Annotated in this window: 23 protein-coding genes; 10 read left to right on the top strand and 13 right to left on the bottom strand. The window is 73.0% G+C overall.

Annotated elements, in window-relative coordinates; all coding sequences use genetic code 11:
* Window positions 1-44: 44 nt before the first annotated feature.
* Window positions 45-1,031 (bottom strand): pirin family protein, encoded by a 987-nt coding sequence (locus ACFVGY_RS21860; RefSeq protein ID WP_385679830.1) that lies wholly within the window; start codon window positions 1,029-1,031, stop codon window positions 45-47.
* 635 nt (window positions 1,032-1,666) lie between these two features.
* Between ACFVGY_RS21860 and ACFVGY_RS21865 the strand changes: the two genes are divergently transcribed.
* Window positions 1,667-2,395, top strand: a complete 729-nt coding sequence (locus ACFVGY_RS21865) for a hypothetical protein (RefSeq protein WP_385679831.1) — start codon at window positions 1,667-1,669, stop codon at window positions 2,393-2,395.
* 151 nt (window positions 2,396-2,546) lie between these two features.
* Here the strand turns inward: ACFVGY_RS21865 and ACFVGY_RS21870 are convergent, their stop codons facing one another.
* Together ACFVGY_RS21870 and ACFVGY_RS21875 are read right to left on the bottom strand one after the other, a co-directional pair.
* Window positions 2,547-3,011, bottom strand: a complete 465-nt coding sequence (locus ACFVGY_RS21870) for an SseB family protein (protein WP_179177349.1) — start codon at window positions 3,009-3,011, stop codon at window positions 2,547-2,549.
* Window positions 3,012-3,059: 48 nt separating this feature from the next.
* Entirely contained in the window at window positions 3,060-3,266 is a 207-nt protein-coding gene (locus ACFVGY_RS21875; protein WP_385679833.1) for a DUF397 domain-containing protein, read from the bottom strand.
* 337 nt (window positions 3,267-3,603) lie between these two features.
* Between ACFVGY_RS21875 and ACFVGY_RS21880 the strand changes: the two genes are divergently transcribed.
* The 5 genes from ACFVGY_RS21880 to ACFVGY_RS21900 all read left to right on the top strand — a co-directional run bounded on the left by ACFVGY_RS21880 (window position 3,604) and on the right by ACFVGY_RS21900 (window position 8,435).
* A complete protein-coding gene (locus ACFVGY_RS21880) occupies window positions 3,604-3,816 on the top strand; it encodes a hypothetical protein (RefSeq protein WP_385679835.1) in 213 nt (70 codons plus the stop codon).
* Window positions 3,813-4,175 carry an ATP-binding protein gene (locus ACFVGY_RS21885; protein WP_385679836.1) on the top strand — a complete coding sequence of 121 codons (363 nt, stop codon included), beginning with the start codon at window positions 3,813-3,815 and terminating at the stop codon, window positions 4,173-4,175. Before ACFVGY_RS21880 ends, ACFVGY_RS21885 begins: the two co-directional genes overlap by 4 nt.
* Before the next feature lie 117 nt (window positions 4,176-4,292).
* Entirely contained in the window at window positions 4,293-6,122 is a 1,830-nt protein-coding gene (locus ACFVGY_RS21890; protein WP_385679838.1) for an acyl-CoA dehydrogenase, read from the top strand.
* Window positions 6,123-6,277: 155 nt separating this feature from the next.
* A complete protein-coding gene (locus tag ACFVGY_RS21895; protein ID WP_385679840.1) occupies window positions 6,278-7,036 on the top strand; it encodes a hypothetical protein in 759 nt (252 codons plus the stop codon).
* 103 nt (window positions 7,037-7,139) lie between these two features.
* Window positions 7,140-8,435: a M18 family aminopeptidase gene (locus ACFVGY_RS21900; RefSeq protein ID WP_385679842.1), complete on the top strand. Its 1,296-nt coding sequence runs from the start codon at window positions 7,140-7,142 to the stop codon at window positions 8,433-8,435.
* 96 nt (window positions 8,436-8,531) lie between these two features.
* On the opposite strand, the gene ACFVGY_RS21905 is transcribed toward ACFVGY_RS21900, so the two are convergent.
* Window positions 8,532-10,379 carry an NHL domain-containing thioredoxin family protein gene (locus ACFVGY_RS21905; protein ID WP_385679844.1) on the bottom strand — a complete coding sequence of 616 codons (1,848 nt, stop codon included), beginning with the start codon at window positions 10,377-10,379 and terminating at the stop codon, window positions 8,532-8,534.
* 132 nt (window positions 10,380-10,511) lie between these two features.
* Between ACFVGY_RS21905 and ACFVGY_RS21910 the strand changes: the two genes are divergently transcribed.
* Window positions 10,512-11,075: a Uma2 family endonuclease gene (locus ACFVGY_RS21910; RefSeq protein ID WP_385679846.1), complete on the top strand. Its 564-nt coding sequence runs from the start codon at window positions 10,512-10,514 to the stop codon at window positions 11,073-11,075.
* On the opposite strand, the gene ACFVGY_RS21915 is transcribed toward ACFVGY_RS21910, so the two are convergent.
* The 3 genes from ACFVGY_RS21915 to ACFVGY_RS21925 all read right to left on the bottom strand — a co-directional run bounded on the left by ACFVGY_RS21915 (window position 11,072) and on the right by ACFVGY_RS21925 (window position 13,301).
* Window positions 11,072-11,593, bottom strand: coding sequence for a DUF4240 domain-containing protein (locus ACFVGY_RS21915; protein WP_385679848.1), 522 nt, complete (start codon window positions 11,591-11,593; stop codon window positions 11,072-11,074). The genes ACFVGY_RS21910 and ACFVGY_RS21915 overlap by 4 nt on opposite strands.
* Before the next feature lie 28 nt (window positions 11,594-11,621).
* Window positions 11,622-12,431, bottom strand: a complete 810-nt coding sequence (locus ACFVGY_RS21920; protein ID WP_385679850.1) for a hypothetical protein — start codon at window positions 12,429-12,431, stop codon at window positions 11,622-11,624.
* 75 nt (window positions 12,432-12,506) lie between these two features.
* Window positions 12,507-13,301: a carbon-nitrogen family hydrolase gene (locus ACFVGY_RS21925; RefSeq protein ID WP_385679852.1), complete on the bottom strand. Its 795-nt coding sequence runs from the start codon at window positions 13,299-13,301 to the stop codon at window positions 12,507-12,509.
* A gap of 115 nt (window positions 13,302-13,416) precedes the next feature.
* Between ACFVGY_RS21925 and ACFVGY_RS21930 the strand changes: the two genes are divergently transcribed.
* Entirely contained in the window at window positions 13,417-14,280 is an 864-nt protein-coding gene (locus ACFVGY_RS21930; protein ID WP_385679854.1) for a maleylpyruvate isomerase family mycothiol-dependent enzyme, read from the top strand.
* Window positions 14,281-14,587: 307 nt separating this feature from the next.
* On the top strand, window positions 14,588-15,622 hold the full coding sequence (locus tag ACFVGY_RS21935; RefSeq protein WP_385679856.1) for a helix-turn-helix domain-containing protein: 1,035 nt from the start codon (window positions 14,588-14,590) through the stop codon (window positions 15,620-15,622).
* A 120-nt stretch (window positions 15,623-15,742) separates the two neighbouring features.
* Here the strand turns inward: ACFVGY_RS21935 and ACFVGY_RS21940 are convergent, their stop codons facing one another.
* Window positions 15,743-17,044, bottom strand: a complete 1,302-nt coding sequence (locus tag ACFVGY_RS21940; RefSeq protein WP_385679874.1) for a nitrate/nitrite transporter — start codon at window positions 17,042-17,044, stop codon at window positions 15,743-15,745.
* Window positions 17,045-17,196: 152 nt separating this feature from the next.
* Window positions 17,197-17,892: a GntR family transcriptional regulator gene (locus tag ACFVGY_RS21945; protein WP_385679858.1), complete on the bottom strand. Its 696-nt coding sequence runs from the start codon at window positions 17,890-17,892 to the stop codon at window positions 17,197-17,199.
* A 146-nt stretch (window positions 17,893-18,038) separates the two neighbouring features.
* On the opposite strand from ACFVGY_RS21945, the gene ACFVGY_RS21950 reads away from it, so the two are divergent.
* On the top strand, window positions 18,039-19,331 hold the full coding sequence (locus tag ACFVGY_RS21950; RefSeq protein WP_385679860.1) for a DUF418 domain-containing protein: 1,293 nt from the start codon (window positions 18,039-18,041) through the stop codon (window positions 19,329-19,331).
* On the opposite strand, the gene ACFVGY_RS21955 is transcribed toward ACFVGY_RS21950, so the two are convergent.
* From ACFVGY_RS21955 to ACFVGY_RS21970, 4 genes are all read right to left on the bottom strand, one after another.
* Entirely contained in the window at window positions 19,303-19,629 is a 327-nt protein-coding gene (locus ACFVGY_RS21955; RefSeq protein WP_385679862.1) for a protease inhibitor I42 family protein, read from the bottom strand. The two genes, ACFVGY_RS21950 and ACFVGY_RS21955, sit on opposite strands and share 29 nt — an antisense overlap.
* A 54-nt stretch (window positions 19,630-19,683) precedes the next feature.
* Entirely contained in the window at window positions 19,684-21,591 is a 1,908-nt protein-coding gene (locus ACFVGY_RS21960) for a C1 family peptidase (RefSeq protein ID WP_385679864.1), read from the bottom strand.
* A gap of 66 nt (window positions 21,592-21,657) precedes the next feature.
* Window positions 21,658-23,184 (bottom strand): MFS transporter, encoded by a 1,527-nt coding sequence (locus tag ACFVGY_RS21965; RefSeq protein ID WP_385679866.1) that lies wholly within the window; start codon window positions 23,182-23,184, stop codon window positions 21,658-21,660.
* 217 nt (window positions 23,185-23,401) lie between these two features.
* Window positions 23,402-24,385, bottom strand: a complete 984-nt coding sequence (locus tag ACFVGY_RS21970; RefSeq protein ID WP_385679868.1) for an NADPH:quinone reductase — start codon at window positions 24,383-24,385, stop codon at window positions 23,402-23,404.
* Window positions 24,386-24,556 lie beyond the last annotated feature (171 nt).

Below are 24,556 nucleotides of genomic sequence, written 5' to 3' on the forward strand. Positions count from 1 at the left end.
GGCCGCGCAGTTCCCCGCGCCCCCACGGGCACGACCGAGCCCGCTCAGGAGTGCTGCTCCATGGTGCTCGTGCGCTCCCGGGCGGTGGTGGGGATGGTCCCCAGCCGGCCCGCCTGGAAGTCGTCGAACGCCTGCTGGAGCTCCTGCCGGCTGTTCATGACGAACGGCCCGTAGTGCGCCATCGGCTCGCGGATCGGGCGGCCGCCGAGCAGGACGACCTCCAGGTCGGGGGTGTGGGAGTCCTGGGAGGCCTCCGCCCGCACGGTGAGGGAGCCGCCCTCGCCGAAGACCGCCGTCTGGCCGGTCTCGACGGGCCGCCGGTCGGTGCCGACGCTGCCGCGCCCGGCCATGACGTACGCGAGGGCGTTGAAGTCCTCGCGCCACGGCAGGGTGATCTGCGCGCCGGGCCGGACCGTCGCGTGGATCATCGTGATCGGGGTGTGGGTGATGCCCGGGCCGCTGTGGCCGTCGAGCTCACCGGCGATCAGGCGGAGCAGGGCGCCGCCGTCGGGGGTGGTCAGCAGCTTGACCTTGCCGCCGCCGATGTCCTGGTAGCGCGGGGGCATCATCTTGTCGGAGGCGGGGAGGTTCACCCACAGCTGGAGGCCGTGGAAGAGCCCGCCGCTGACGACGAGGGACTCCGGCGGGGCCTCGATGTGCAGGAGGCCCGAGCCGGCGGTCATCCACTGGGTGTCACCGCCGTTGATGACTCCGCCGCCGCCGTTGCTGTCCTGGTGGACGAAGGTTCCGTCGATCAGGTACGTGACGGTCTCGAAGCCGCGGTGCGGGTGCCAGGGGGTTCCCTTGGGCTCGCCCGGCGCGTACTCCACCTCGCCCATCTGGTCCATCATGATGAACGGGTCGAGGTGGCGGTAGTTGATCCCGGCGAAGGCGCGGCGCACCGGGAAGCCCTCGCCCTCGAAGCCGCTCGGCGCGGTCACGACGGCCAGCACCTTGCGGGCGGCGGTCTCCTGGGACGGTGCGGCGACGCGGGGGAGCGTCAACGGGTTCTCGACAGTCACTGCAGGCATGGTCGGCCTCCTTCTGCCTCGAGTTTAGTTGAAACTCGAACTTTCTGCCACCGGCCACAACACCACCCGCCCGCCCCTCATTCCCGCACCGACGGCCCCGCATCCCCGGGCCCGGCAAGCCACGAGGGAGTGCGCGGTCACGCTCAGAGCCCCTGGGGGGTGGAGAACCGACGGAGGCGAAGCGGGTGCGCGGCGGATGCGGCGGCGAAGGAGGCCGCCGCGGCGGCCGGGGCCCCGCCGACCAGGGCGGCCCGTCGCATACAAGGGACACACCGGGCGAGGCGGGCGGGGCACATCAGGGCACAGAGGGGCGGTCGGGGAAAAGCGGGCAATTCCAGGCCGTCGCACTGCCCCGTTTCGCGGATTCGCAAATTCCGCATTCGCGGATTCTTTGATTCCGAATCGAGAATGGAACGCCGGGCCCCCCTTAACTCAGATGATGCTCAAATAATGGGGGATTGATTGACGCGCCACGGCCGCCCCGGGCAGTCTTTGTGCTGCGCGGCCGACAGAGGGGCAAAGAGCCGGACGCGCAAGGCGGGGGGTAGGGGCTTACCGGGGTGCGCATGGCGCACTTCTCCCTTTCCACCCGAGCTCATTTAGGTGGCATGAAAGTCATGAGGAGAGAATTCAGCATGCGTTCCGCGATCAGGAAAAGCCTCGTCTCCACTGCCGCTCTCGCCGGTGTGACCCTGGCGCTGCTGCCCGGTTCGGCCCAGGCCGACGTCACCCCGGCCACGCAGGCTCTCCGCGTCGCGAAGTACCAGGCCTACCTCGCGACGAAGGTGGCCAAGGGGGACGAGCAGGCGAAGGAGACCGCCGAGGGGTTCGCGGCCCTTTCGGCCGCCGAGAAGAAGCGGTTCCTCGACCTGATCGAGGACCGCGCCCTGATCAAGCAGCTCCTCGATTCGGGCGAGTCCGCGGCTACGGGCGTCACCCGGAGGACGTTCGCGGCCGGCGACGTCGTCCAGGAGCGCGAGGCCGCCGGCGACGAGGACCTGACGTCCCCCAACTCCACCTCAGCACTGCGGGCTTCGGGCTACCGCGACATGTGGGCCTCGTACTCGGTCACCGACAAGTTCCTCGGCGTGAAGGTCGCGCGCGTCACGGTCCGCACCAACTACCAGGTCAAGGGCAAGGACACCAGGAAGGTGTACCCGGGCAGCGCCGCCCACTACCTCTACGTGCCGGGCTGCGACTTCGACAACAGCCCGGTGAAGGAGTGGATCTCCTCCCCGCCGGCCGACAACGCCCAGAGCGAGACCACCTGGAAGGCGGACTGCTGGGGCAGCTCCTGGACCATGCGTGAGCGCGTCTGGGGCGACTACCGCGGCTTCGTCGGCGGCTACCTGAAGGAGGAGTAAAACGCCCCGAATTTTCGCCGACACCCCTGGCCGGTAAATAATCTGCCGCACGCCGGGGAAATAGCGTAAATTCACGGTGCCGGGATTGCGACGCCTCCTGATTTTCCGCCGATATCCCTGCCCCTTGACGGAGGCGGGGATATCGGCGCGCTCAGCCGTACATGCGGCGCATCGCGAAGTCGACCATCTGCTCGACGGCCTTCGCGTCGAAGACCATCCGGTGGTCGCCCTCCATGTCGAGGACGAAGCCGTACCCGGTGGGCAGGAGGTCGATCACCTCGGCGCCGGTGATGACGAAGTACTTGGACTCCTTGCCGGCGTACCGGCGGAGCTCCTTGAGCGTGGTGAACATGGGGATGACCGGCTGCTGCGTGTTGTGCAGCGCCAGGAAGCCCGGGGTGTCGCCGCGCGGGCAGTAGACCTTCGAGGTGGCGAAGACCTGCTGGAAGTCCTCGGCGGACAGCGACCCGGTCGTGAAGGCGCGTACCGCGTCCGCGAGCGAGGGCGGGGACGGCTCGGGGTACAGCGGCTGCTCGTACCCGGCCCCGGGCATCGGCTGCTGGGGCTGGGCGTACTGCTGCTGCTGGGCACCCGGGTTCTGGTCGTAGCCGTACATGGCCCGAAGCCTACCGAGGGTCGGCACCCCTCAGACGCCCGGATCCGGTCAGTGGGTCCGCTTGATCCCGTCCACGAACGGCACCCAGGCCTCGGCGGCCACGATGATCACGGGCCCGGTGGGCCGCTTGGAGTCCCGGACGGGGACCACCCCGTCGACCCCGTCAGCCACCTCGACGCAGTCGCCTCCGCTCGCGTTGCTGTAGCTGCTCTTACGCCAGCGCGCGATGCTCAGGTCAATCTCGGTGCTTGCCATGTCGGAAGTCCTCTGCAGCGGCGTCGATCATCGCAAGGGACACCTCAGGTGGCAGCGCGGCGGCCCTGAGCAGATCGTACGACCTGCGGTAGTCCTTCACGAGGCTCCATCTCCGCGACGTCCGCGAAAAGCGTGAGCCCGGCAACCTCCCGTTTGTAGCGCAGCTCGGCGCCGTAGAAGGACGGCACGTTCGCCGACGCGTCGGGGTTCTTACGAGGAGGCACAGCACCCACCGCCATTTGCCACTTGGCCAGCGCAATCCGAAACCCTTCCCACGCTACGCCGCACCGCGCCAGTCTGTGAGCGGTTCGTCACAGTCCGCACAGGAAGGCCCCCCATGAGCCAGCACGCCGCCGACCGCCAGGCGATCGACGCCCTGATCGAGCTGCGCGCAGCCCTCGCCGCGCACGGGATCACGCTGCCGTCCCTCGACCTCCACCTCCCCTCCTACGCCGGTACGTACGGGGCCCCGCCCCTCATCGCCCTCGGCAACTGCAACGCCGGCACGGCCGCCCGGCTCGCCGCTGCGCTCCGGGCGGGGCGCCGGTGAGGCCGTTCGCCGTCGGGCTGCTCGTCACGGCGAAGGCGGTGCCGGAGCTCCGTCTCGCCGTGCGCGAGCACCTCGGCAGGCCGTGTCCGGAGCTCCAGCTCTGCGTCAGCGAGCTGCTGACCAACGTGATCACGCACCTCGGGGAGGGCACTCCGGTCACCCTGCGCATCAGCGGAAGGGCAACCCGCACCCTGCGGGTCGAGCTCACCGATCCCGATCCGCGGGCCTGGCCCGTCCTGCGCCATGCGACCGGCACCGACGAGTCCGGGCGGGGGCTCGCCCTGCTGGAGGTCGTGGCGCTGCGGTGGGGCGTCGCCCAGGGGGACGACGGCACCAAGACCGTCTGGTGCGAGCTTTGACGCTGGTCACAGTGCCCGGGTAAGGGTTGCTTCTTATTACCGGCGGGTAGCATCATGTTGTTACCGATTGGTATGTACGAGGAACCTGTCTTCCCGAGCCTTAACGGAGCCGTCGCCATGGGGCACTACAAGTCGAATCTCCGCGACATCGAGTTCAACCTCTTCGAGGTCCTCGGCCGCGACAAGCTGTACGGCACCGGCCCGTTCGGCGAGATGGACACCGAGACCGCCAAGAGCATCCTGTCCGAGATCGCCCGCCTCGCCGAGAACGAGCTGGCCGAGTCCTTCGCGGACGCCGACCGCAACCCGCCGGTCTTCGACCCGGCCACCAACACGGCTCCGGTCCCCGCCTCCTTCAAGAAGAGCTACGACGCCTTCATGGAGTCGGAGTACTGGCGGCTCGGCCTGCCCGAGGAGATCGGCGGCACCACCTCGCCCCGCTCCCTGATCTGGGCCTACGCGGAGCTGCTGCTCGGCTCGAACCCGGCCGTCTGGATGTACTCCTCCGGCCCGGCGTTCGCCGGAGTCCTGCACGCCGAGGGCAACGAGGCGCAGAAGCGCGTCGCGCAGATCGCCGTCGAGAAGCGCTGGGGCTCCACCATGGTCCTCACCGAGCCGGACGCCGGCTCGGACGTCGGCGCCGGCCGCACCAAGGCGGTCCAGCAGGAGGACGGCTCCTGGCATATCGAGGGCGTCAAGCGCTTCATCACGTCCGGTGAGCACGACATGGAGGAGAACATCCTCCACTACGTCCTCGCCCGCCCCGAGGGCCACGGCCCGGGCACCAAGGGCCTGTCGCTCTTCCTCGTCCCGAAGTTCCACTTCGACTGGGAGACCGGCGAGCTGGGCGAGCGCAACGGCGTCTACGCGACGAACGTCGAGCACAAGATGGGCCTCAAGGCCTCCAACACGTGCGAGATGACCTTCGGCGACCAGCACCCCGCCAAGGGCTGGCTGATCGGCGACAAGCACGACGGCATCCGCCAGATGTTCATGATCATCGAGTTCGCCCGCATGATGGTCGGCACGAAGGCGATCTCCACCCTCTCCACGGGCTACCTCAACGCCCTGGAGTACGCCAAGGAGCGCGTCCAGGGCCCGGACCTGGCCAACTTCATGGACAAGACCGCGCCCAAGGTCACCATCACGCACCACCCGGACGTCCGCCGCTCGCTGATGACGCAGAAGGCGTACGCCGAGGGCATGCGCTCCCTCGTCCTCTACACGGCCTCCGTCCAGGACGAGATCGCGGTCAAGGAGGCGGCCGGCGAGGACGCCAAGGCCCTGCACGGCCTGAACGACCTGCTGCTCCCGATCGTCAAGGGCTACGGCTCCGAGAAGGGCTACGAGCAGCTCGCCCAGTCGCTCCAGACCTTCGGCGGCTCCGGCTTCCTGCAGGAGTACCCGATCGAGCAGTACATCCGCGACGCCAAGATCGACACTCTGTACGAGGGCACCACCGCGATCCAGGGCCAGGACTTCTTCTTCCGGAAGATCGTCCGCGACCAGGGCGCCTCCCTGAACATCCTCTCCGAGGAGATCAAGAAGTTCCTCGCCCAGGGCGAGGGCGGCGAGGACCTGGCCGGCGCCCGCGACGCGCTCGCCAAGGCCGCCGTCGACCTCGAAGGCATCGTCGGCCAGATGATCGTCGACCTCACCGCCACCGGCGAGGACGTCAGGAACATCTACAAGGTCGGCCAGAACACCACCCGCCTGCTGATGGCCTCCGGTGACGTCGTCGTCGGATACCTGCTGCTCAAGGGCGCGGCCGTGGCCGCCGAGAAGCTGGCGGCGGGCGCCACTGGCAAGGACGTCCCCTTCTACCAGGGCAAGATCGCGGCCGCGAAGTTCTTCGCCTCGCAGATCCTGCCGGGCGTCTCGGTCCAGCGCGCGCTGGCCGAGGCCGTCGACAACTCCCTGATGGACCTCGACGAGGCCGTCTTCTAGTTCCGGTTCCTGCGGCAGGGCCGCAGCCACGGTGTACGCACAGCGGCCGGATCCTCGTGCGGGGGATCCGGCCGCCGGCGTACCCGGCCCTCCCGCGGCGTGCCCCGGCCCGGGCGATTCCCGCGTTGTCGGTGGTTCGTGGGACGCTCGTAGACATGAGTCCACAGGAGCAGCACGGCAGCAGCAGGGGGTACTCGGTCCCGACCGGGCGGCCCTACGCCCTCCGGGAGCTGCAGGCTGCCATCGGCAGCCTCGGCGACCACCTGAAGGAGCTCTACGACGGCGCCCACCCCGCCGAGTACGAGGCCGTCGCCGACGCCCTCTACGCCGCCTTCCAGACCGCCGCCGGACTCGCCCCCGCCAAGAGCTACACCGGCTGCCCCGAGCACCCCAACGGTGCCCTCGACCCCGAGGCGCCCGACGGCTGGGGCCGCTGCCTCATCTGCAACGACCGGCGCCGCCTCGGGCTGCGCGACCGCGGTGGCCGCGCCGGCCGGGCCGCCGCCGCCCGCCTCGCCGCCCCGCCCGCCGGGGAGCAGCGCCGGCTCGGCTACCCGGTACCCGACCCGCCGTACACCCTCCAGGCGCTGCGCGACCACGTCCGCACCGTCGAGGACCGCCGCTTCCACCTGGGCCTCGCCTCCCCCACCGACGACTTCGTGCGCATCGCGGACGACCTCCACCGCGCGTTCATCGTGGCCCGCGAGCTGTCCCGGCCCCGCGGCGCCTCCGGCTGCTCCGAGCACCCCGGCGCGCCCGTCGACCCGGACGCGCCCCCAGGAGAGGCCTGTATCTTCTGCGCCGGACGCAAGAGACGCGCGCAGCGCTCCGCGACGACCCCGGAGATGCTCCCGCGCATCCGCCGGGGCGACCGCAGGCAGATGCAGCGCCGGTTCGAGCGGCCGCCGGGCTGAGAAGCCGCCGGAACCGCGGACGACACGGCCCGCGGCCCGACGGACGACAGCGATCCGCCGCAGTCCGGCCAAGGCGAACACGACCGTCGTTAAGGTGAACCTCATGAGCTCTCCCGCCCGCTTCGACCGCGGCCACACCGACGATCTGATGACCTTCCTGACGGCCAGTCCGTCGCCGTACCACGCCGTGGCCAACGCGGCGAAGCGGCTGGAGAAGGCAGGGTTCAGGCAGGTGTCGGAGACGGACGCCTGGGACGCGGGCAGCGGGGGTCGGTTCGTGCTCCGCGGCGGCGCACTCATCGCGTGGTACGTCCCAGAGGGCGCGGCCGCGCACACCCCGTTCCGCATCATCGGCGCGCACACCGACTCGCCCAACCTCCGCGTCAAGCCGCTTCCTGACAGCGGATCAGCAGGTTGGCGGCAGATCGCCGTCGAGATCTACGGCGGCCCCCTGCTCAACACCTGGCTCGACCGCGACCTGGGCCTGGCCGGGCGACTGACGCTGCGCGACGGCAGCGAGCGGCTCGTCAACGTGGACCGCGCACTGATGCGCGTACCGCAGCTGGCCATCCACCTGGACCGGGCCGTCAACAGCGACGGCCTCAAGCTCGACAAGCAGCGGCACATGCAGCCGATCTGGGGGCTCGGCGAGGTCCGGGAGGGCGACCTCATCGCCTTCCTGGAGGAGGAAGAGGGCCTGCCGCAGGGCTCGGTGGCGGGCTGGGACCTGATGGTCCACTCGATCGAGCCGGCCGCCTACCTGGGGCGCGACCGCGAGCTGGTCGCCGGGCCGCGCATGGACAACCTGGTCTCGGTGCACGCGGGCGTCGCCGCCCTGGCCGCCGTCTCGGCCAGCGGCGGCACGCCGGACCACATCCCGGTGCTGGCCGCGTTCGACCACGAGGAGAACGGCTCGCAGTCGGACACCGGCGCCGACGGCCCGCTCCTGGGGAATGTGCTGGAACGTTCCGTCTTCGCGCGCGGCGGCTCGTACGAGGACCGGGCGCGCGCCCTCGCGGGCAGCATCTGCATCTCCTCCGACACCGGCCACGCCGTGCACCCCAACTACGCGGAACGGCACGACCCCACGCACCACCCGCGCGCCAACGGCGGCCCCATCCTCAAGGTCAACGTCAACCAGCGGTACGCGACGGACGGCAGCGGGCGGGCGGTGTTCGCCGCGGCCTGCGAGCGGGCCGGCGTGCCGTGGCAGACGTTCGTGTCGAACAACTCGATGCCCTGCGGCACGACGATCGGCCCCATCACGGCCGCCCGGCACGGCATCCAGACGGTGGACATCGGCATCGCGATCCTGTCGATGCACAGCGCGCGCGAACTGTGCGGCGCGGAGGACCCGTACCTCCTCGCCAACGCCCTCGTCGCCTTCCTGGAGTCCTGACGCCCCACCCCGGCCGACCGGCTGGCCGGCCGGCCGACCGACCGGAAACTCGGAACGCCCCCGCGCCGTGCGCGGGGGCGTTCCTGACGGCTCCGGTCAGGCGTCGAGGCCCGCGAGGACCAGGGGGAGGCGGGTGGCGCCGGTCAGGGTGAGGGTCAGCGGGACGCCCCAGTCCTGCTGGTGGACGTGGCAGGCCGGGTACTCGTTGGCCGGGTCGTCGTCGCAGGACGCCGCCATCGCGGAGACGTGCAGGACTCCCTCGGCGACGTCCGGGTTGAGCTCCAGATCCCGGAACAGGTCCGTGCCCGTGCCCTCCCCGGACAGCAGGAGCTCCGGCGGGGTCGAGGACACCAGCAGCCGCGTCGACGGCCCGTACCGGGTGTCGAGCTTCTGGCCGACGGGCGCCTGGAAGACCACGTCGAGGCGGAGCGTGCCCGGGACCACCTCGGTGGCGGCGCGCTGGGTGCGGTGGGCGACGGCGTCCACCCGCACCGCCTCCTCCGGCAGCCGCAGCCGGGTCAGCCGGTGCCGGGCGGACTCCACGACCACGATGTCCTCGCCGTCGAGCACGGCGTCGCTGGGCTCGCGCAGGTCGGTGGCCAGCGTGGTGACCTGGCCGGTCGCCGGGTCGAAGCGGCGCAGGGCGTGGTTGTAGGTGTCGCACACCGCGACCGAGCCGTCGGGCAGGGCCGTCACGCCGAGCGGGTGCTGGAGCAGCGCCTGCGCCGCGTCGCCGTCCCGGTGCCCGAAGTCGAACAGACCGGTCCCGACCGCGGTGCGCAGTACGTAGCCGTCGCCCTCGCCGTCGGCGGCGGGCTCGACGTAGCGCAGGGCGCTGTTCTCGGAGTCGGCGATCCACAGCCGGTCCCCGGCGGCCGCCAGCCCGGACGGCTGCGCCAGCCAGGCCTCCGGGGCGGGCCCGTCGTGCAGCCCCTCGTTGGTCGTTCCGGCGGCGACGGCCACGGTCCCGGTCTGCGGGTCCCACGTCCACAACTGGTGGACGCCCGCCATGGCGATCCACACCCGGCCCTGCCACCAGGCCACGTCCCACGGCGAGGACAGGTCCACCTCCAGGGCCGGCCCGGAGGCCGGCGAGCCCTGCCACCACTGCCGGCCGGTGCCGGCGACGGTCTCCACGGCCCCGGTGGCCGGGTCGAAGGTGCGCAGCGCGTGGTTGACGGTGTCGGCGACCACGACCCGGCCGTCGGGCAGCAGCGCCAGGCCCTGCGGCTCGCTGAACGCGTCCGGCCCGAAGCCGCGCTCGCCGCTGCCGATGCGGCGTACGACGGTCTCCCCGTCCGGGGCCAGCTCCACGAGCCGGTGCCGGGTCGAGTCCGACACGAGCAGGTTCCCGGACGGCAGGACGAGCGCCTTCCCGGGGAACCGCAGCTCGCCCGCCACGGGCTCGGGTGCCACGTACGGCCCGTCCCCGCGGCGGAGCGTGCCCTTGGCCTCGTGCTCGGCCTCCAGCTCCTCGACCAGGCGCTGGATGGCGTGCGCGTGGCCCTCGCCGGCGTGCTGGGCGACGATGTACCCCTCCGGGTCGATCACGACGAGCGTGGGCCAGGCCCGTACGGCGTACTGCTTCCAGGTGGCCAGCTCGGGGTCGTCGAGCACCGGGTGGTGCACCTCGTAGCGCTCGACGGCGTCGACGACGGCCGCGTGGTCGGCCTCGTGGACGAACTTCGGCGAGTGGACCCCGATGATCACGACGGTGTCGCGGTGCTTCTCCTCCAACTCGCGCAGCTCGTCGAGGACGTGCAGGCAGTTGATGCAGCAGAACGTCCAAAAATCTACAACAACGCACTTACCTCGCAGGTCGGCGAGGGTGAGCTCCTTGCCTCCGGTGTTCAGCCAGCCCCCCTTCCCCACCAGCTCGGGGGCACGGACACGGGCACGGCGGGGCGCGGGCGCGGGGGTGGGCGCCGGGGCAGCATCGTTCATGTTTCAAGCATGCCATTCACGTATGAACGGCGGGTCAACACGCGTGCCCGAGGCATATCCACTCCCAGGGGTGACGACGGGACCGGTGCCGCCGTGCGACTCTGACGGCGGGGAGCGAAGGAGGCGTCCGGCATGACGACCGCACACGGGCCCATCGACTACAGCGAGGGCATCGATCCCGAGCGTGCGCTGAAGTACGCCCTGCAGCATCTGTGCGGAGACCGTGCCGAGCTGATCGAGGGGGTCGTCTCGCACGTGACGCCAAGCTGGGACCACGAGAACGCAGCCGAAGAGATCCGCGACCAGATCAAGCCGCGAGTCAGAGAACTGGGCTGCGTCACCGGCTCGGGCAACCTGGACCTTCCGGGTTCCACCAACTGGTACGTGCCCGATCTCGCCGTCGCCCCGAAGGACCTGGTGAAGGGTGCCCAAGCCCTCCTCCCCGACCAGACGCTTCTGATCGTCGAGGTGACCTCGGACTCGAATGCCGAAACCGACCGGGTCGTCAAGCGCAAGCGGTACGCCGAGTACGGTGCGCCGCTGTACCTGCTGGTCGACCGGATGGAGAAGACCGTCACCCTGTTCTCCGGGCCCGGGCGGCTCGGGTACACCGAGGTCGACGGGCCGCACTCGTTCGGGACGCCGGTGCGGCTGCCCGAGCCGTTCGACCTGGAGCTCGACACCAGCGGGCTCTAAGCGAACAGGGCGGTCAGGCGGGGGAGGCGGGCGCCGAGTTCGGCCGTGTCGTCGAAGTCGAAGTCCCAGGTCGGGTCCAGGGGCGGGTAGCCGATGGTGAAGGAGCCCGAGGGGAGCTCCTGGCCCGTGACCTGCTCGTACGCGGTCCAGGCGAGGGCGAGGGCGTCCTCGTCCTCCAGTGCCAGGCCCTCCGCCGCGGCCTCGCGGACCGCGGGGTGGTCGGCCAGGGAGTCCGGGTCGGCGAGGGCTGCGGTGAAGACGGCCTCGCCCTGGGTCAGCAGCCAGCCGCGGAAGTAGTCGAAGCCGTCGTCCGAGCAGCCGCCGTTGATCAGGTACGCGGCCGCCCACAGCGGGCTGCGGTACGACTCGGCGAGGAGGTCCCACAGGACCTGCTGGGCCGCGGCTATCTCGGCCGGCGGCCGCCGGGCCAGCAGCCGGGCGGCGCGCGCGGCCACCTCGTCCGGTGCGGCCTGCGCGCGGGCCGTCTCGATCAGGGTCCAGAAGGTCTGCTCGTCCATGGGGGGAGCCTCGCATCCCCCTGTGACATCAGGCGTCGAGGAAGGAGTGCAGGGAGGCGGTCAGGGCGTCCACGAAGCGGTCCCGGACCTCCGGCGGCAGCAGGTCGAGGGAGAGGTACGGGTTCAGGTCCTCCAGTTCGACCAGGAGGAGTTCGCCCGAGGGGGCGCGGCAGGCGTCCACCCGCTGGATGCCGTGGGACAGGGTGTTCCACCTGATGAAGGACGCCGCGAAGTCGAGGTCCGCCGCCGTCGGCTCGTACGGGACCAGTTCCCAGCGGCGGGCCGGGTCCGGGGCGTACAGGGCGTACTGGAAGGTGTCGTCGACGTAGGTGAAGGACACCTCGTACGCGAAGTCGATGCGCGGCTGGATGAGGATCTCGCCGGCCGGGCCGGACGGGTCCGGGGTGAAGGTGAGGCCGATGGAGTCCGCACCCTGTTTCGGTTTCACCGCGTAGACCGGGGCGGAGGGGAGCCGGTCGAGGTGGGCCGGGTCGTCGATCGTGGGGATGACCGGGTAGCCGGCGGCGGTCAGGTCGAGGAGGTACTGCTTGCCCGCCATGTCGCCGCGACCGGTGAGCGGGTTGTACACGCGGCTGCCGGTGGCGAGGGCGGTGGCGCGGAAGGCGTCGTAGGCCTGCCGGTAGTTCAGGACCGGCCCGCTGTTGCGGACGACGACCGCGTCGAATCCCCTCGGTATGAGGGCCTCCGCGTCCTCGGGGTGGCACAGGGCCAGCTCGAAGCGGGTGCGCAGGCGCGAGGTGAGGAAGACGTCCTCGTCGCCGTAGCGGCGGCCGCGGGCCGGGTAGGCGAGGTCCGTCACGTAGAGCAGCTGGGGCATGGGGGAAACCTATCCCCGCGGGTGTTGCCCCGGCCGGACCGGGCCGGGCTCCCCCGGCCCGGCCCGGCCGGGCCGTCAGCGGGTCGGGGGGTGCATGCCCAGCATGCGGTCCTTCAGCGCCGGGAACTGTTCGCGGGTGTCGGCGACCTTCGCCGGGTCCAGCTCGACGGTGAGGACTTCCTCGCCGGGGCCGGCCTCGGCCAGGACCTCGCCCCACGGGTCCACGGCCAGGCTGTGCCCGGCCTGCTCGACGCCGGCGTGGGTGCCGGCCAGGCTGCAGGCGAGGACGTACGACTGGTCCTCGACGGCGCGCGCCCGGTTCAGCAGGGTCCAGTGCTCGCGGCGGCGGGCGGGCCAGCCCGCGGCGACGACCATCGTGGTGGCCCCGGCGTCGACCAGGCCGCGGAAGAGTTCCGGGAAGCGCAGGTCGTAGCAGGTGGCGATGCCGAGGGTCTGCTCCGGCAGGGCCACCGTGGTCAGGGAGTCGCCGGGGGTCATCATGACCGCCTCGCCCTGGTCGAAGCCGAAGCGGTGGATCTTGCGGTAGCTGGCGGCGAGCTCGCCCGCCGGGGAGATGACGAGGGCGGTGTTGTAGAGGGAGCCGTCGCCGGCGCGTTCGACGACCGAGCCGGCGTGGAGCCAGACCCCGACGTCGCTCGCCGCCTTGGACATGGCTTCGAAGGTGGGGCCGTCCAGCGGCTCGGCCTCGGTCTCGAACAGCTCGTAGGCGAAGGCGCCCACGGTCCACAGCTCGGGCAGGACGACGAGGTCCGAGCCGGCCTGTTCCCGGACGAGATCGGCGGCCCGGGCCCGTCGGTGGGCCACCGACTCCCCGTCGGTCACCGCGATTTGGATCAGCGAGGCGCGCACACTACCACCATCCTGGTATTCAAGCCGTCAACTCGGCCTACGATCGTCACACGAAAGCACTGCCGGGGTACGCACCGGCAGCGTAGTTTTGGAAACCGTCCACACGCTTCCCGACATGGCACCGCCGAAGAGCACGCGAGGGGTCCCGTTGACCGTCCATCCGCATCCCAGCTTCCAGCCCTATGCCGACGCGTGGACGCACTCCATCGAGGCGATATCCGAGCTGGTCCTCCCCCTGACGGAGGGCGAGTGGAACCGGGCGACCCCGTGCCCCGGCTGGTCGGTCCGCGACGTGGTGTCGCACATCATCGGCATCGAGACCGAGATGCTCGGGGACCCTCGGCCCATCCACACGCTGCCCCGGGACCTGAGGCACGTGGTGGACGAGTTCACCCGGTACATGGAGGTCCAGGTTGACGTCCGCCGGCACCACACCGCGCCGGAGATGACCTCGGAGCTGGAGTACACGGTCATCCGGCGTACGCGGCAGTTGCGCAACGAGAAGCGGGACCCGTCGACGATGGTGCGCGGGCCGCTCGGCAACCAGGTGACGCTGGAATTCGCTTTGCAGCTGCGGGCGTTCGACGTGTGGATCCACGAGCAGGACCTGCGGGCGGCGCTCGGCGTGCCGGGGAACTGGGACTCGCCGGGGGCTTTCGTGGTACGGGACATCCTGCTCGCCGGGATGCCGAAGGTGGTGGCCAAGCTGGCGGGGGCGCCCGCGCACTCGACGGTGGTGATCGACGTGCACGGGCCCGTGGAGTTCCTGCGGACGGTCCGCGTGGACGGTTCGGGGCAGGGGACGATCGACTCGACGCCCTCGCTCGGGCCCGCGGTGACGCTGGCGATGGACTGGGAGACGTACGTACGGCTGGCGGCGGGCCGGGTCCGGCCGCACGCGGTGGCCGACCGGGTGCGGATCGACGGCGACGCGGAGCTGGCGGCCGCGATCCTCGCGAACTTCTCCGTCACCCCGTAGGGCAGGCCGTCGGCGCTAGCTACCCGTAGGTGGGCGGGGAGCGCCAGCGCGGGAAGCGCCAGCGCGGGCGTCGTGAGTGCGGGCGCGTGAGTGCGGGCGGCAGAGGAAGTCGCCCGCGCATCTCCTCGTGCGCGCGCGTGTGCGCGCGTCGTGGTCGGGCATGCCGTGTCTCCTCAGCCTGGGACTCCTGGGCCCTCGTGACCCCGGACCCGCGGGGCCGCCGGGGCCGCTGCCGAGAACCGGGGCGGGCAGTTCCTCGTCCCCGTCACGGGGCGCGGATCGCTCAGGAGAAGAGGGGGTCGCAGACGTGTGGTCGAGGTTGTCGGCCGCTGCCGTTCCGGAGAAGGAGCGGCTCGACTGGTTCACGGACATCATCGCGCAGGAGCTGGTGCCGACGGCGATCAGGAGCGAACAGGCCGACAGCTTCTGGGCCGAGGCCTCCGTCCTCGACCTCGGCCCCGTACAGGTGTCGACGTTCGAGTTCGCGGCCCTGCAGTCCCGGCGCACGGCCGCCCATGTGCGGCGCAGCGACCCCGAGCAGTACCAGATCGGACTGGTGACCGACGGCGCCATGTCGCTCGACCAGAACCGCGGCACGTCGGGCCTGTTCAACGGGGACATCGTGCTGTGGGACACCTCGCTCCCGATGTCCTCGAACGCCGTCCCCCCGGAGGGCGGCCTGGTCCGGGCCGTCATCCTGGCGTTCCCGCGCGACGCGATGCCGCTGCGCGGCGCCCGGGTGGAGCGGCTGCTCGCGCAGCGCATCCCGGGCGGCCACGGGATGGGGGCGATCCTCGCCCAGTACATGCGCTCGCTGGCGGTGCACGGCGCGGACTGCGGTCCGGCCGAACTGGACCGGCTCGGGACGGTGGCCCTCGACCTGGTGGGGGCCTGCCTGGCCGGCGTGCTGGGCGCCGAGGAGGCACTGTCGCCCGAGGCCCGCACCCGGGCCCTGCTGGAGCGGATCGAAGCCTTCGTCGAGCACAACCTGGGGGATCCGCAGCTGACCCCGGCCGCGGTCGCGGCCCGGCACGGCATCTCGCTGCGCCGTCTGCAGCAGCTCTTCCGGGAGCGGGGCGAGACGCCGGCGGCCGGGATCCGGCGGCGCCGGCTGGAGCGGTGCCGGGCCGAACTGGCGGACCCCGCGCGGGTCGAGCGGCCCGTGCACGCGGTGGCCGCGCGGTGGGGTTTCACCGACCCGTCGGTTTTCAGCCGCTCGTTCCGCGAGGCGTACGGGGCGAGCCCCACCGAGTACCGGCACCGGGCGGTGGCGGAGGCGCTTGCGCAGGAGGTCAACGATGTCTGCGCGGGCCGCACAGTCGCGGGCCCCGTGCGGCCCTAGGCTCGGGGCCACTGGCCGGATGGCCGTGGTCGACGGGCTGCGGGGTGGGGAAGGACGGGGGTCTGCCCCGCCCCTGCCGCCCGTGGACCGCAGCGCACCGCGCGCCGGCACCCGCTCGGCTCACTCGGCTCCGCGGCCCGGGACCGTACGCACGGGAGTGGGGGCCGGGACCGGCCGCTGCGGCGCCGGTCCGGCTTCGCGTTCGCGTTCGCGTTCGCGCTCACGGGCGAGGGTACGGCCGCGCAGGCGCAGGATCTGGGCGAGGCCGAGGAGCTCCACGACGAAGACCGAGGAGAACGCGATCCGGTAGTCGTCGCCGGTGGCGTCCAGCAGCAGGCCGATCGTCAGCAGGGTGGTCATGGAGGCGAGGAAGCCGCCCATGTTGGTGATGCCGGAGGCGGTGCCCTGCCGTTCGGCCGGGTTGGCGGGCCGGGCGAAGTCGAACCCGATCATCGAGGCGGGCCCGCAGCTGCCCAGCACCACGCACAGCATGACGAGCAGCCACATCGGGGCCCGCTCGCCGGGGAAGACCAGGACCGCGGCCCACAGTGCGGCCGTGGTCCCGACGGTGCCGAGGGCCAGCGGGAGCCTGGCGCTCTGCCGGCGGCCGATGATCTGCCCGTAGACCAGGCCGAAGGCCATGTGCGAGGCGACCAGCAGGGTCAGCAGCCCGGCCGCGGTGGTCCGCGGCAGGCCCTGCGCCTCGACCAGGAAGGGCATGCCCCACAGCAGCAGGAACACCATCGCCGGGAACTGGGTGGTGAAGTGCACCCACAGGCCGAGACGGGTGCCGGGCTCCCGCCAGGAGTCCCGGATCTGCCGGCGTACGAAGCCACCACCGCCCGCGGCGGGCTGGGCCGGGGCCGGCTCGCAGCCCTCGGGGTGGTCCCGCAGGAACAACACGAGCGGGACGAGCACCAGCAGGCCCGCGGTCGCACTGCCCGCGAACGCCGCGACCCAGCCGAGGCCGTGCAGGACGGGGGCGAGGACCAGGGTGGAGACCAGGTTGCCGGCCATGCCCACCAGGCCGGCCAGCTGCGCCATCAGCGGCCCGCGCCGGGCCGGGAACCAGCGGGTGCCCAGCCGCAGGACGGAGATGAACGTCATCGCGTCCCCGCAGCCCAGTAGGGCGCGGGCGGCGAGCGCGGTGCCGTACGAGGGGGCCAGCGCGAAGCCGAGCTGGCCGGCGGTGAACAGGACCACGCCGAGGGTCAGCACCCGCTTGGTGCCGAGCCGGTCCACCATCAGGCCGACGGGTATCTGCATGCCCGCGTAGACGAGCAGTTGGAGCAGGGAGAACGTGGAGAGGGCGGAGGCGTTCACGTGGAAGCGGTCCGCGGCCTCCAGGCCGGCCACCCCCAGGCTGGTACGGAAGATCACCGCGACGAAGTAGACGGCGACGCCGATCGACCAGACGGCCACGGCCCGCCGCCCTCCCGGCGGCTCCTGCGGCGCGGGGGCCGCCCCGGACGCGGAGGCCGCCCCGGACGCGGAGGCCGCCCCGGACGCGGGGGCCGCCCCGGACGCGGGGGCCGCCCCGGACGCGGGGGCCGCCCCGTCCGGCGCGCGGCCGGTCACCGGCCCGTCCCGCGGACCAGCGCCTCGACGCGGCCCACGTGGCCCCGTACGGCGGCGGCGGCCGCATCGGCGTCGCCGGCGCGCAGGGCGGCCAGGATCCCGGCGTGTTCGGCGAGGGTCCTCTCCACCCTCTCGGGGTGGGCGTGCAGCAGGGCCACGCCCATGCGCAGTTGGCGGTCGCGGAGCTGGTCGTAGAGGCGGGCCAGGATCTGGTTGCCGGCGTGGCGGACGATCTCGGCGTGGAAGCACCGGTCGGCGGCCGTCATCGCGGCGAGGTCGCCGGCGGCGGCGTGCCGGCGCTGCTCGTCGAGCAGGGCGGCGAGCCGGTCCAGCAGGGCGGGCGGCGCGGGCACGGCCCGGCGCACCGTGAACTCCTCGACCAGCAGCCGGGTTTCGATGACGTCGGCGATCTCCTGGGCGGAGACCGGCAGGACCAGGGCGCCCTTCTTCGGGTACAGCCTCAGCAGCCCCTCGGTCTCCAGCCGGAGCAGCGCCTCGCGCACCGGGGTGCGGGAGACCCCGACGGCGTCGGCGAGTTCGCCCTCGGTGAGGAGGGTGCCGCCCTCGTAACGGCGGTCGAGCACGCCGTCCTTGACGTGCCGGTACACGCGGTCCGCGGCGGTGGCGGAAGCGGCAACGGAAGCAGCAACAGGGGCGTGAGCGGGAGCGGAAGCGGGGGCTGGAGCGGCCATGGGCACAGGTTAGATACATGAAGGGTGCATCCGCTCGTGCCGTCCAGGATGCGGACCCCCGCCCCCGTCCGCTGCATCGAACGATGTACACCGGCTTCGTCCGGCCGCAGGACGAGACGGGCCGCACGCGCCGGGACGCTGGTTGCATGGCCGACAGCACCCGCCCCGAGGCTCCCGGACCCGGGGAGAACACGACCACGAGCACGACCACGACCACGAGCGCCACCGTGACCGCCCCTGCCACCGCGACCGCCACCGCCACCGCCGCCAAGTCCGCGGCCGGGGCCGGGGCCCGGCTCCCGATCCTCGACGTCCTGCGCGGCGCCGCCATCCTCGGCACGCTCATGACCAACGTCTGGATCTTCACCTCGCCCGGCTCCGAGTGGAGCGTGCTCCAGGGGCGCCTGGACCTGCCCGGCCCGGTCTCCGACCCGACCCCGGCCACCATCGCCGAGTTCCTCTTCCGCTTCCTCGCCGACGGCAAGTTCCTGTCCCTGCTGACCATCCTGTTCGGGGTGGGGCTGGCCATCCAGTTCGACTCCGCCGCACGCCGCGGACAGCCCTGGCCCGGCCGCTACCCCCGCCGGGCGGCGTTCCTCTTCCTGGAGGGGACCGTCCACTTCCTCCTGGTCTTCGCCTGGGACGTTCTCATGGGGTACGCGGTCACCGCCCTGCTGGTGGCCTGGCTGCTGGCCCGCTCCGAGCGGGTGCGGCGCGCGGCCCTGTGGACGGCCGCCACCGTGCACCTGTCCCTCGTCGGCCTGGTGACCCTCGGCGGGCTCGCCGAGCCCGACACCGGCGCCGAGGTCCCGGACCTCGATGCCGTCCGCCTCTACGCCGACGGCAGCTGGCTCGACCAGATCCGCTTCCGGCTCGACCACGCCCTCGTCCTGCGCATCGAGCCCGTCTTCTCCTTCGGCCTCCTGGTCTTCCTCTTCCTGCTCGGCGTACGCCTGCACCGGGCCGGCGCCTTCGCCCCGACCGACACCGGGCGCCGGATCCGGGCCCGGATGGCCGGCTGGGGCCTGGGCCTCGGCCTGCCGCTCGGCACCGCCGCCGCGCTCGCCGGCACCGACTTCTTCGCGCTCGGCCGCTACGTGATCGCCCCGCTGGTCGCCGTCGGCTACATCGGCCTCATCGGCTGGGCCCTGGACCGCCGCGTCCTCCCCGGGGCCGCCGCCCTCGGGAACGTCGGCCGCACCGCCCTGTCCGCCTACGTCGGCCAGAACCTGCTGTGCATGCTGCTCTGCTACGGGATCGGCCTGGGCCTCACCGCCCGGTTCGCCGGGACCGGCCCCTGGTGGGTGATGGGCCTGTGGGCGGCCGTGTCGCTGCTCCTGGCCGTCGGGTCCTGGCTGTGGCTGCGCCGCTTCGAGCGCGGCCCCCTGGAGTCCGTACAGCACTGGGCGCTCACGTCCCGCCGGGCCGCCCGTCGGTGACCTCCACCTCCAGGACGAACTCGTCGTACGGGGCCTCCCCGGGGTAGGGCGGGCGGACCTGCGCGAAGCGGATCCGGGCCCGCCCGCCCGCGCGGGTCCCCCGCACCGTGAAGATCTGCTCCAGCGCGGCGCCCGGCGGCAGCGCGGCGGGCGGCGTCGGTGTCGGGGCCGCGGCCACCGCGACCGCGTCCGCGTCGCCCGTGACCTGCCAGGTCCACACGTATCCGCGGGCCCCGCGACCGGCGAGCCGCACCTCGTACGCCTCGCCCGCGCCCAGGGCCAGCCTGCGCACCTCCACCCGCGACCACCTCCCTCCCGGCGTCCCTGATTCCCGGCTTCCCGGATTCCCGGTTCAGGCGGGGCCGATCACCGGCCCCTCCTGCCAGCCCGCGCCGTCCCGCCAGTAGTGCTGGAGCCGCCGGTCGGTGCGCAGGACGACGACCTCCAGGTTGAACCCGAAGCTGCCCTGCAGCATCCCGGTGACGGCGACGACGTCGTGCCCGAACACGGCGCTGCGCCGCCAGGCCGCCCCGGCCGCGTTGCCCCGCCACCAGTGCTCCACCCGCCCGCCGGCCACGGCCACGCACAGCTCGTAGTTCCCGGCGGTGTCCTCGTCGGCGGCCCCGTACTGCCCCTCGATCAGGCAGGGCGCGGAGGTGACCGCGCTGCCGAAGACCTCCCCGGGGCGCCAGACGAAGCCGTTCGGGTCGTCGCGCCACCACAGCTGCATCCGACCGTCCGTCCGGGTGGCGACGAGGTCGAGGTGGCGGCTGCGGGTCTGCACCAGGGCGGGCCCGAAGTGGGCGATGCCGGAGGCGAAGCGGCCGCCGTCGTTCCAGGTCCAGGGGGCGCCGTTGATCCGCCACCAGTGGCCCAGGCGGCCGTCGGCGGTGCGCACCACCACCTCGAAGTTGCCCGGCGTGCCGTAGTCGCTCTGGATGAACGCGGGCGTGGAGCCGACGGCCGCGTCGCCCGGGCCGAAGGCGCCGCCGTCGCGCCAGGTGCCGGCGGACTGCTCGTAGTACCAGTGGCGCAGCCGGCCGCCGGTGGTCACGTGCACGGATTCCATGTTGCGGTTGTAGGTGGTGCCGGTGAAGGCGGGCTGGCCGGAGGCGTCGGCGGCGAAGACGGCCGCGCGGGCCCACGGGAAGGGGGCGTCGCCCTCGCGCCACCAATGCTGGAGGCGGCCGCCGGCGGTCGTCGCGAGCATCTCGAAGTTGCGGTGGGCGCGACCGTTGCCGCTCTCGTACACGTTCCCGGAGTGCAGGCGCCGCTTGGTCCACGGGTCGACGTTGGTGCCGCGCAGCCCGCACTTGGCCCAGTGGTCGATGTCGACCTCGCCGTAGGCGATCCGGCCGTGGCCGCCGGCGTGGTAGCCGGTGCCCCAGGAGTTCTTGAACAGCCAGCAGCCGGCCGCGTCGTCGTAGCCGGTGATCAGGACGCAGTGGCTGCCGACGAAGCGGTCGCTGGTGCGGTGGTAGACGCCGGAGCCGAGGCCGAAGAAGTCGTCGTAGACGTCGAAGCAGGCGGTGAGCGGGCCGACCGTGTCGAGCCACACCTTCTGCTGTTCCACGTCGCCGAGGCGGACGTGGTCCCCGATCCGGACGGTACGGCCGGACCGGTCCCAGCTGGGGGTGTACTCGGCGCGCCAGGCGTCGCGGCGGTCGGCGGGCACGGACGGCGGGGGCGGGGAGTAGGGCCAGCAGTCCGGGTCGGCGAGCCCGCCGCCCGCCCGGATCCAGTCGAGGGCGGTCTCCGGGTTGGAGCCCTGGCCGCAGGTGAAGCGCAGCCCGTCGTGCACGTCGCCCTCGGAGCGCTCCGCCCAGACGCCGTGCTCGATCCGGGCCATCGACTCCACCAGGCCGGCGGCGCCGAACGCCCAGCAGGAGCCGCACGGGTTCTGGTCCTTGACCTTCGTGATCCAGGGCCACCCCCAGCGGCTGCGCCAGTCGACGGCGGCGGGCCGGGCTGCGGCCGCGCCGGCCACGGCGGCGGACGTCCCGGGCAGCAGGCCGTGCGCGGCGCGGCGGCGGGTCAGGTGCGGGTTGCCGCTCGGGCGGCCGAGGAGGGCGCGCAGGTCGACGGTCCCGGCCTCCGCGGCGGTCGTCAGGTTGGCCCCGGGCTCCAGGCCGAGCGCGGGGCGCGGCACGGCCTCGTCGTCGGCGAGGTGCTCCATGACCGACCAGCGCGCGCCGTGCTCCGCGAGCTGCGCGCGCAGCTCTCCCGCCGTCTGTATGGACTCGACTGACTGCTCCGGCATGGCGGCCCCCCAGCTGCAACCGTGTGGATCGGGACCGCGGGAGCGTCCACCTGGCACGGCGGGGCGTCAAGGGGGTCCGGACGGTCGCGCGGTCGCACGGGGGTCGTACCGCTCTGCGGTCGGCACGGCGGCCGGTCCGGCGGTGCGGCGGGGGCGAGGGATGCGGCGGGGGCGGCGGGGGCGGCGGTGCGGGGAGAGCGAGAGCCCGTACCCGGCCAGGGCGATGGCCAGGACGTACACCGCGCAGGCCGCCTCGAAGGCGAAGGCGTAGCCGCCCGTGGCCGCGTGCGGATCGCCGGCGGCGAGCAGCGTGGCCGTACGGGCGTCGGCCGCGGAGCTGATCAGGGCGAGGCTGACGGGCGGCCCGGCCAGGATCGCCGTGTTGACCACCGCCCCGGCGAGGGCGGAACGCCCCTCGGGAACCCCGGCGACCGCTCCCACGACGGCCGCGGACATCAGTGTGCCGATCCCCGCCGACAGGACGACCAGACCCACCAGCACCGGCACCGCCGAGTCGGTGCGCAGCCCCACGGCGCCGATGAGGAACAGCCCGGCGGCGATGACCGCCAGCCCGCCCACGGCGACCGCGCGCACGCCGTGGCGGGCGACGACCCGACCGGCGACGAAGCCGACGCCGAGCAGCACCGCGCTGTACGGGACGAAGGCCAGGGCGAACTCCAGGGCCGAGTAGCCGCGCACCTGCTGGAACCAGAGGCCCAGCAGGAAGGCGGTGCCCGCGCCGATGGCGGGGCCGAGCAGCGCGCACGCCAGGGCGGTGGCCCGGTACCGGGAGGCGAGGAAGCCGAGCGGCAGCAGTGGCGCGGCCACCCGCCGCTGGGCGGCGGCGAAGGCGGCGAGCAGGACGGCTCCGAGGGCCAGCGGGCCGAGGACGGCGGCGGCGGTCCAGCCGTGCGGGCCGACCATCACGAAGCCGTAGCCGAGGGTGGTGAGGGCGAGGGTGCCGAGGACCGCGCCGACCAGGTCGACGGGGACGCGTACGGGCGGGGGCCCGGCCGGCAGGGCACGGCGGGCGAAGGCCAGGGCGGCGACGGCCACGGCGGCCAGGGCTGCGAAGCTCCACCGCCAGTTCGCCCAGGTCGACAGCGCCCCGCTGAGCACGATGCCGGCGGCGGCGCCGAGGCTGGCCAGCGGCCCCCAGCGGGCGAGGGCGACGGCCCGAGCCCGGCCTTCGGGGAAAGCGGCCCGCAGCAGGGACATGGCCGCCGGGGCGGCGAGTGCCGCACCGCAGCCCTGGAGGAAGCGGGCGGCGAGCACGGCGTACGAGACGGGGGCCAGGGCCGCGGCCAGCGATGCCACGGCGAAGAGGGCGGTTCCCCGGGAGAAGAGCAGGCGCTGGCCGACCCGGTCGGTGAGGCGGCCGCCGAGGAGCAGGAGCCCGCTGAAGGAGATCCCGTACGCGGCGCTGGCGAGGATGAGGTCGACGCGGCCGAGACCGAGTTCGCGCTGCATGGCCGGACCGGCGGCGAAGGTCACCGACACCGAGGCGTTGAGCAGCAGCTGCACGGCGCCGAGCAGGGCGAAGCTGACCCAGGCGTTCCGCGGTTCGGCCGGGGTCTCCGGGAGAACGTCCATGTGGGGGAGTCTGGCAGTCGCTGACAGGCGGCCTCGGGGGGCTTCGGCCAGTCCGTCAGGTTGGTGGAGGGGCGCACGGTGCGTGCGGGCTGCGCGCCCCCCTGTGGCGTACGGCCGTACGACTCGCACGGCTCGTACAGCTCGGACGGCTCGTCCAGCTCGGACGGCTCGTACGGCTCGTACGGCTCGCGCGACGTGCGCTGCTCGTACGGGGTGCTCAGGACTCCTTCGGCAGGAGGACGACCCGGCTGCCGTGCAGCTCGCCGGCCTCGATGCGCTGGTGGGTCCGTGCGGCGTCGGACAGCGGGGCCCGTTCGACGGAGCGGGCGCGCAGCCGGCCGTTCGCCATCAGGCGGTTGATCGCGACGGCCGCCTCGGCGAGTTCGGCGGTGGTGGCGTGCGAGATGACGAAGCCGACGACCGCGCCGTCCTTCATGTAGAGCGGGCCGGCGGGCAGCACGGGCCGGGAGCGGGCGCCGGCCAGGAGGACGATCCGGCCGCGGTGGGCCAACACCTCCACGGCGGTGGTGAGGTCGTTCGTGCCGGAGGTGTCGATGTGGACGTCGATGCCCTGCGGGGCCGCCGCGGTGATCCGGGCCGCGAGCTCGGGGTCCTTGTAGTCGAGGACCTCGGCCGCGCCGAGGGAGCGGCAGTAATCGGCGTCGCGGGCGGCGGCGGTGACGAGGACCCGGGCGCCGGCTTCGACGGCCATGGTGACCAGGGCGCTGCCGACGTTCCCTGCGGCGCCGGCGACGAGGACGGTCTCGCCGGGGCGGACCCGGCCGTGGGTGAACAGGGCGAGGTAGGCGGTGCCGGCGGGGTGCACGACGGCGACGGCCTCGGCCGCGTCCACGCCGGGCGGCAGGTGGTAGAGCCGGTCGACGGGGACGACGGCCTGCTCGGCGGCGGCGCCCTGACGGCCGCCGTGGCCGAGGCTGTTGCACCAGACGCGGTCGCCGACGGCGAACCCGGCGGCGCCGGGACCGGCGGAGACGACGGTGCCGACGAGGTCGCGGCTGACGGCGAAGGGGAACTCGACGGGGGTGCGGAAGAGCCCGGACCGCACGAAGGTGTCGACCGGGTTGACGGACACGGCCTCGACCTCGACGAGGACGTCCGTGGGGCCGGGGGCCGGCGGGGCCATGTCGCCGTAGCGGATGTTCTCGGCGGGGCCCAGTTCTTCGATGAAGGCTGCACGCATGGGCCGATCCTCGCAAGGGGCAGTGGGGGCGGCGCACCGCTCCGCGCAGGCTTCGTCAACTTCGCGCGGGCCGGAGCGGATCGGGACCGGGACGTGCCGAAGGGCCGCCCCGGGGGGGGGGGGCCCGTGGGTGGGGGGGGGTGGCGCGCGGGGGCGGGCGACGCCGGGCGC

It is taken from the genome of Streptomyces sp. NPDC127106, from assembly GCF_042677605.1.
Classification (GTDB): domain Bacteria; phylum Actinomycetota; class Actinomycetes; order Streptomycetales; family Streptomycetaceae; genus Streptomyces.

Excerpts from the sequence above, each read along its gene's own strand:
- ACFVGY_RS21880 (WP_385679835.1), top strand. The coding sequence starts at position 3,604 with ATGAGCCAGCACGCCGCCGACCGCCAGGCGATCGACGCCCTGATCGAG.
- ACFVGY_RS21865 (WP_385679831.1), top strand. The coding sequence starts at position 1,667 with ATGCGTTCCGCGATCAGGAAAAGCCTCGTCTCCACTGCCGCTCTCGCC.
- ACFVGY_RS21920 (WP_385679850.1), bottom strand. The coding sequence starts at position 12,431 with ATGCCCCAGCTGCTCTACGTGACGGACCTCGCCTACCCGGCCCGCGGC.
- ACFVGY_RS21910 (WP_385679846.1), top strand. The coding sequence starts at position 10,512 with ATGACGACCGCACACGGGCCCATCGACTACAGCGAGGGCATCGATCCC.
- ACFVGY_RS21960 (WP_385679864.1), bottom strand. The coding sequence starts at position 21,591 with ATGCCGGAGCAGTCAGTCGAGTCCATACAGACGGCGGGAGAGCTGCGC.
- ACFVGY_RS21950 (WP_385679860.1), top strand. The coding sequence starts at position 18,039 with ATGGCCGACAGCACCCGCCCCGAGGCTCCCGGACCCGGGGAGAACACG.
- ACFVGY_RS21890 (WP_385679838.1), top strand. The coding sequence starts at position 4,293 with ATGGGGCACTACAAGTCGAATCTCCGCGACATCGAGTTCAACCTCTTC.
- ACFVGY_RS21875 (WP_385679833.1), bottom strand. The coding sequence starts at position 3,266 with ATGGCAAGCACCGAGATTGACCTGAGCATCGCGCGCTGGCGTAAGAGC.
- ACFVGY_RS21860 (WP_385679830.1), bottom strand. The coding sequence starts at position 1,031 with ATGCCTGCAGTGACTGTCGAGAACCCGTTGACGCTCCCCCGCGTCGCC.
- ACFVGY_RS21900 (WP_385679842.1), top strand. The coding sequence starts at position 7,140 with ATGAGCTCTCCCGCCCGCTTCGACCGCGGCCACACCGACGATCTGATG.
- ACFVGY_RS21915 (WP_385679848.1), bottom strand. The coding sequence starts at position 11,593 with ATGGACGAGCAGACCTTCTGGACCCTGATCGAGACGGCCCGCGCGCAG.
- ACFVGY_RS21905 (WP_385679844.1), bottom strand. The coding sequence starts at position 10,379 with ATGAACGATGCTGCCCCGGCGCCCACCCCCGCGCCCGCGCCCCGCCGT.
- ACFVGY_RS21895 (WP_385679840.1), top strand. The coding sequence starts at position 6,278 with ATGAGTCCACAGGAGCAGCACGGCAGCAGCAGGGGGTACTCGGTCCCG.
- ACFVGY_RS21970 (WP_385679868.1), bottom strand. The coding sequence starts at position 24,385 with ATGCGTGCAGCCTTCATCGAAGAACTGGGCCCCGCCGAGAACATCCGC.
- ACFVGY_RS21965 (WP_385679866.1), bottom strand. The coding sequence starts at position 23,184 with ATGGACGTTCTCCCGGAGACCCCGGCCGAACCGCGGAACGCCTGGGTC.
- ACFVGY_RS21930 (WP_385679854.1), top strand. The coding sequence starts at position 13,417 with ATGGCACCGCCGAAGAGCACGCGAGGGGTCCCGTTGACCGTCCATCCG.
- ACFVGY_RS21945 (WP_385679858.1), bottom strand. The coding sequence starts at position 17,892 with ATGGCCGCTCCAGCCCCCGCTTCCGCTCCCGCTCACGCCCCTGTTGCT.
- ACFVGY_RS21870 (WP_179177349.1), bottom strand. The coding sequence starts at position 3,011 with ATGTACGGCTACGACCAGAACCCGGGTGCCCAGCAGCAGCAGTACGCC.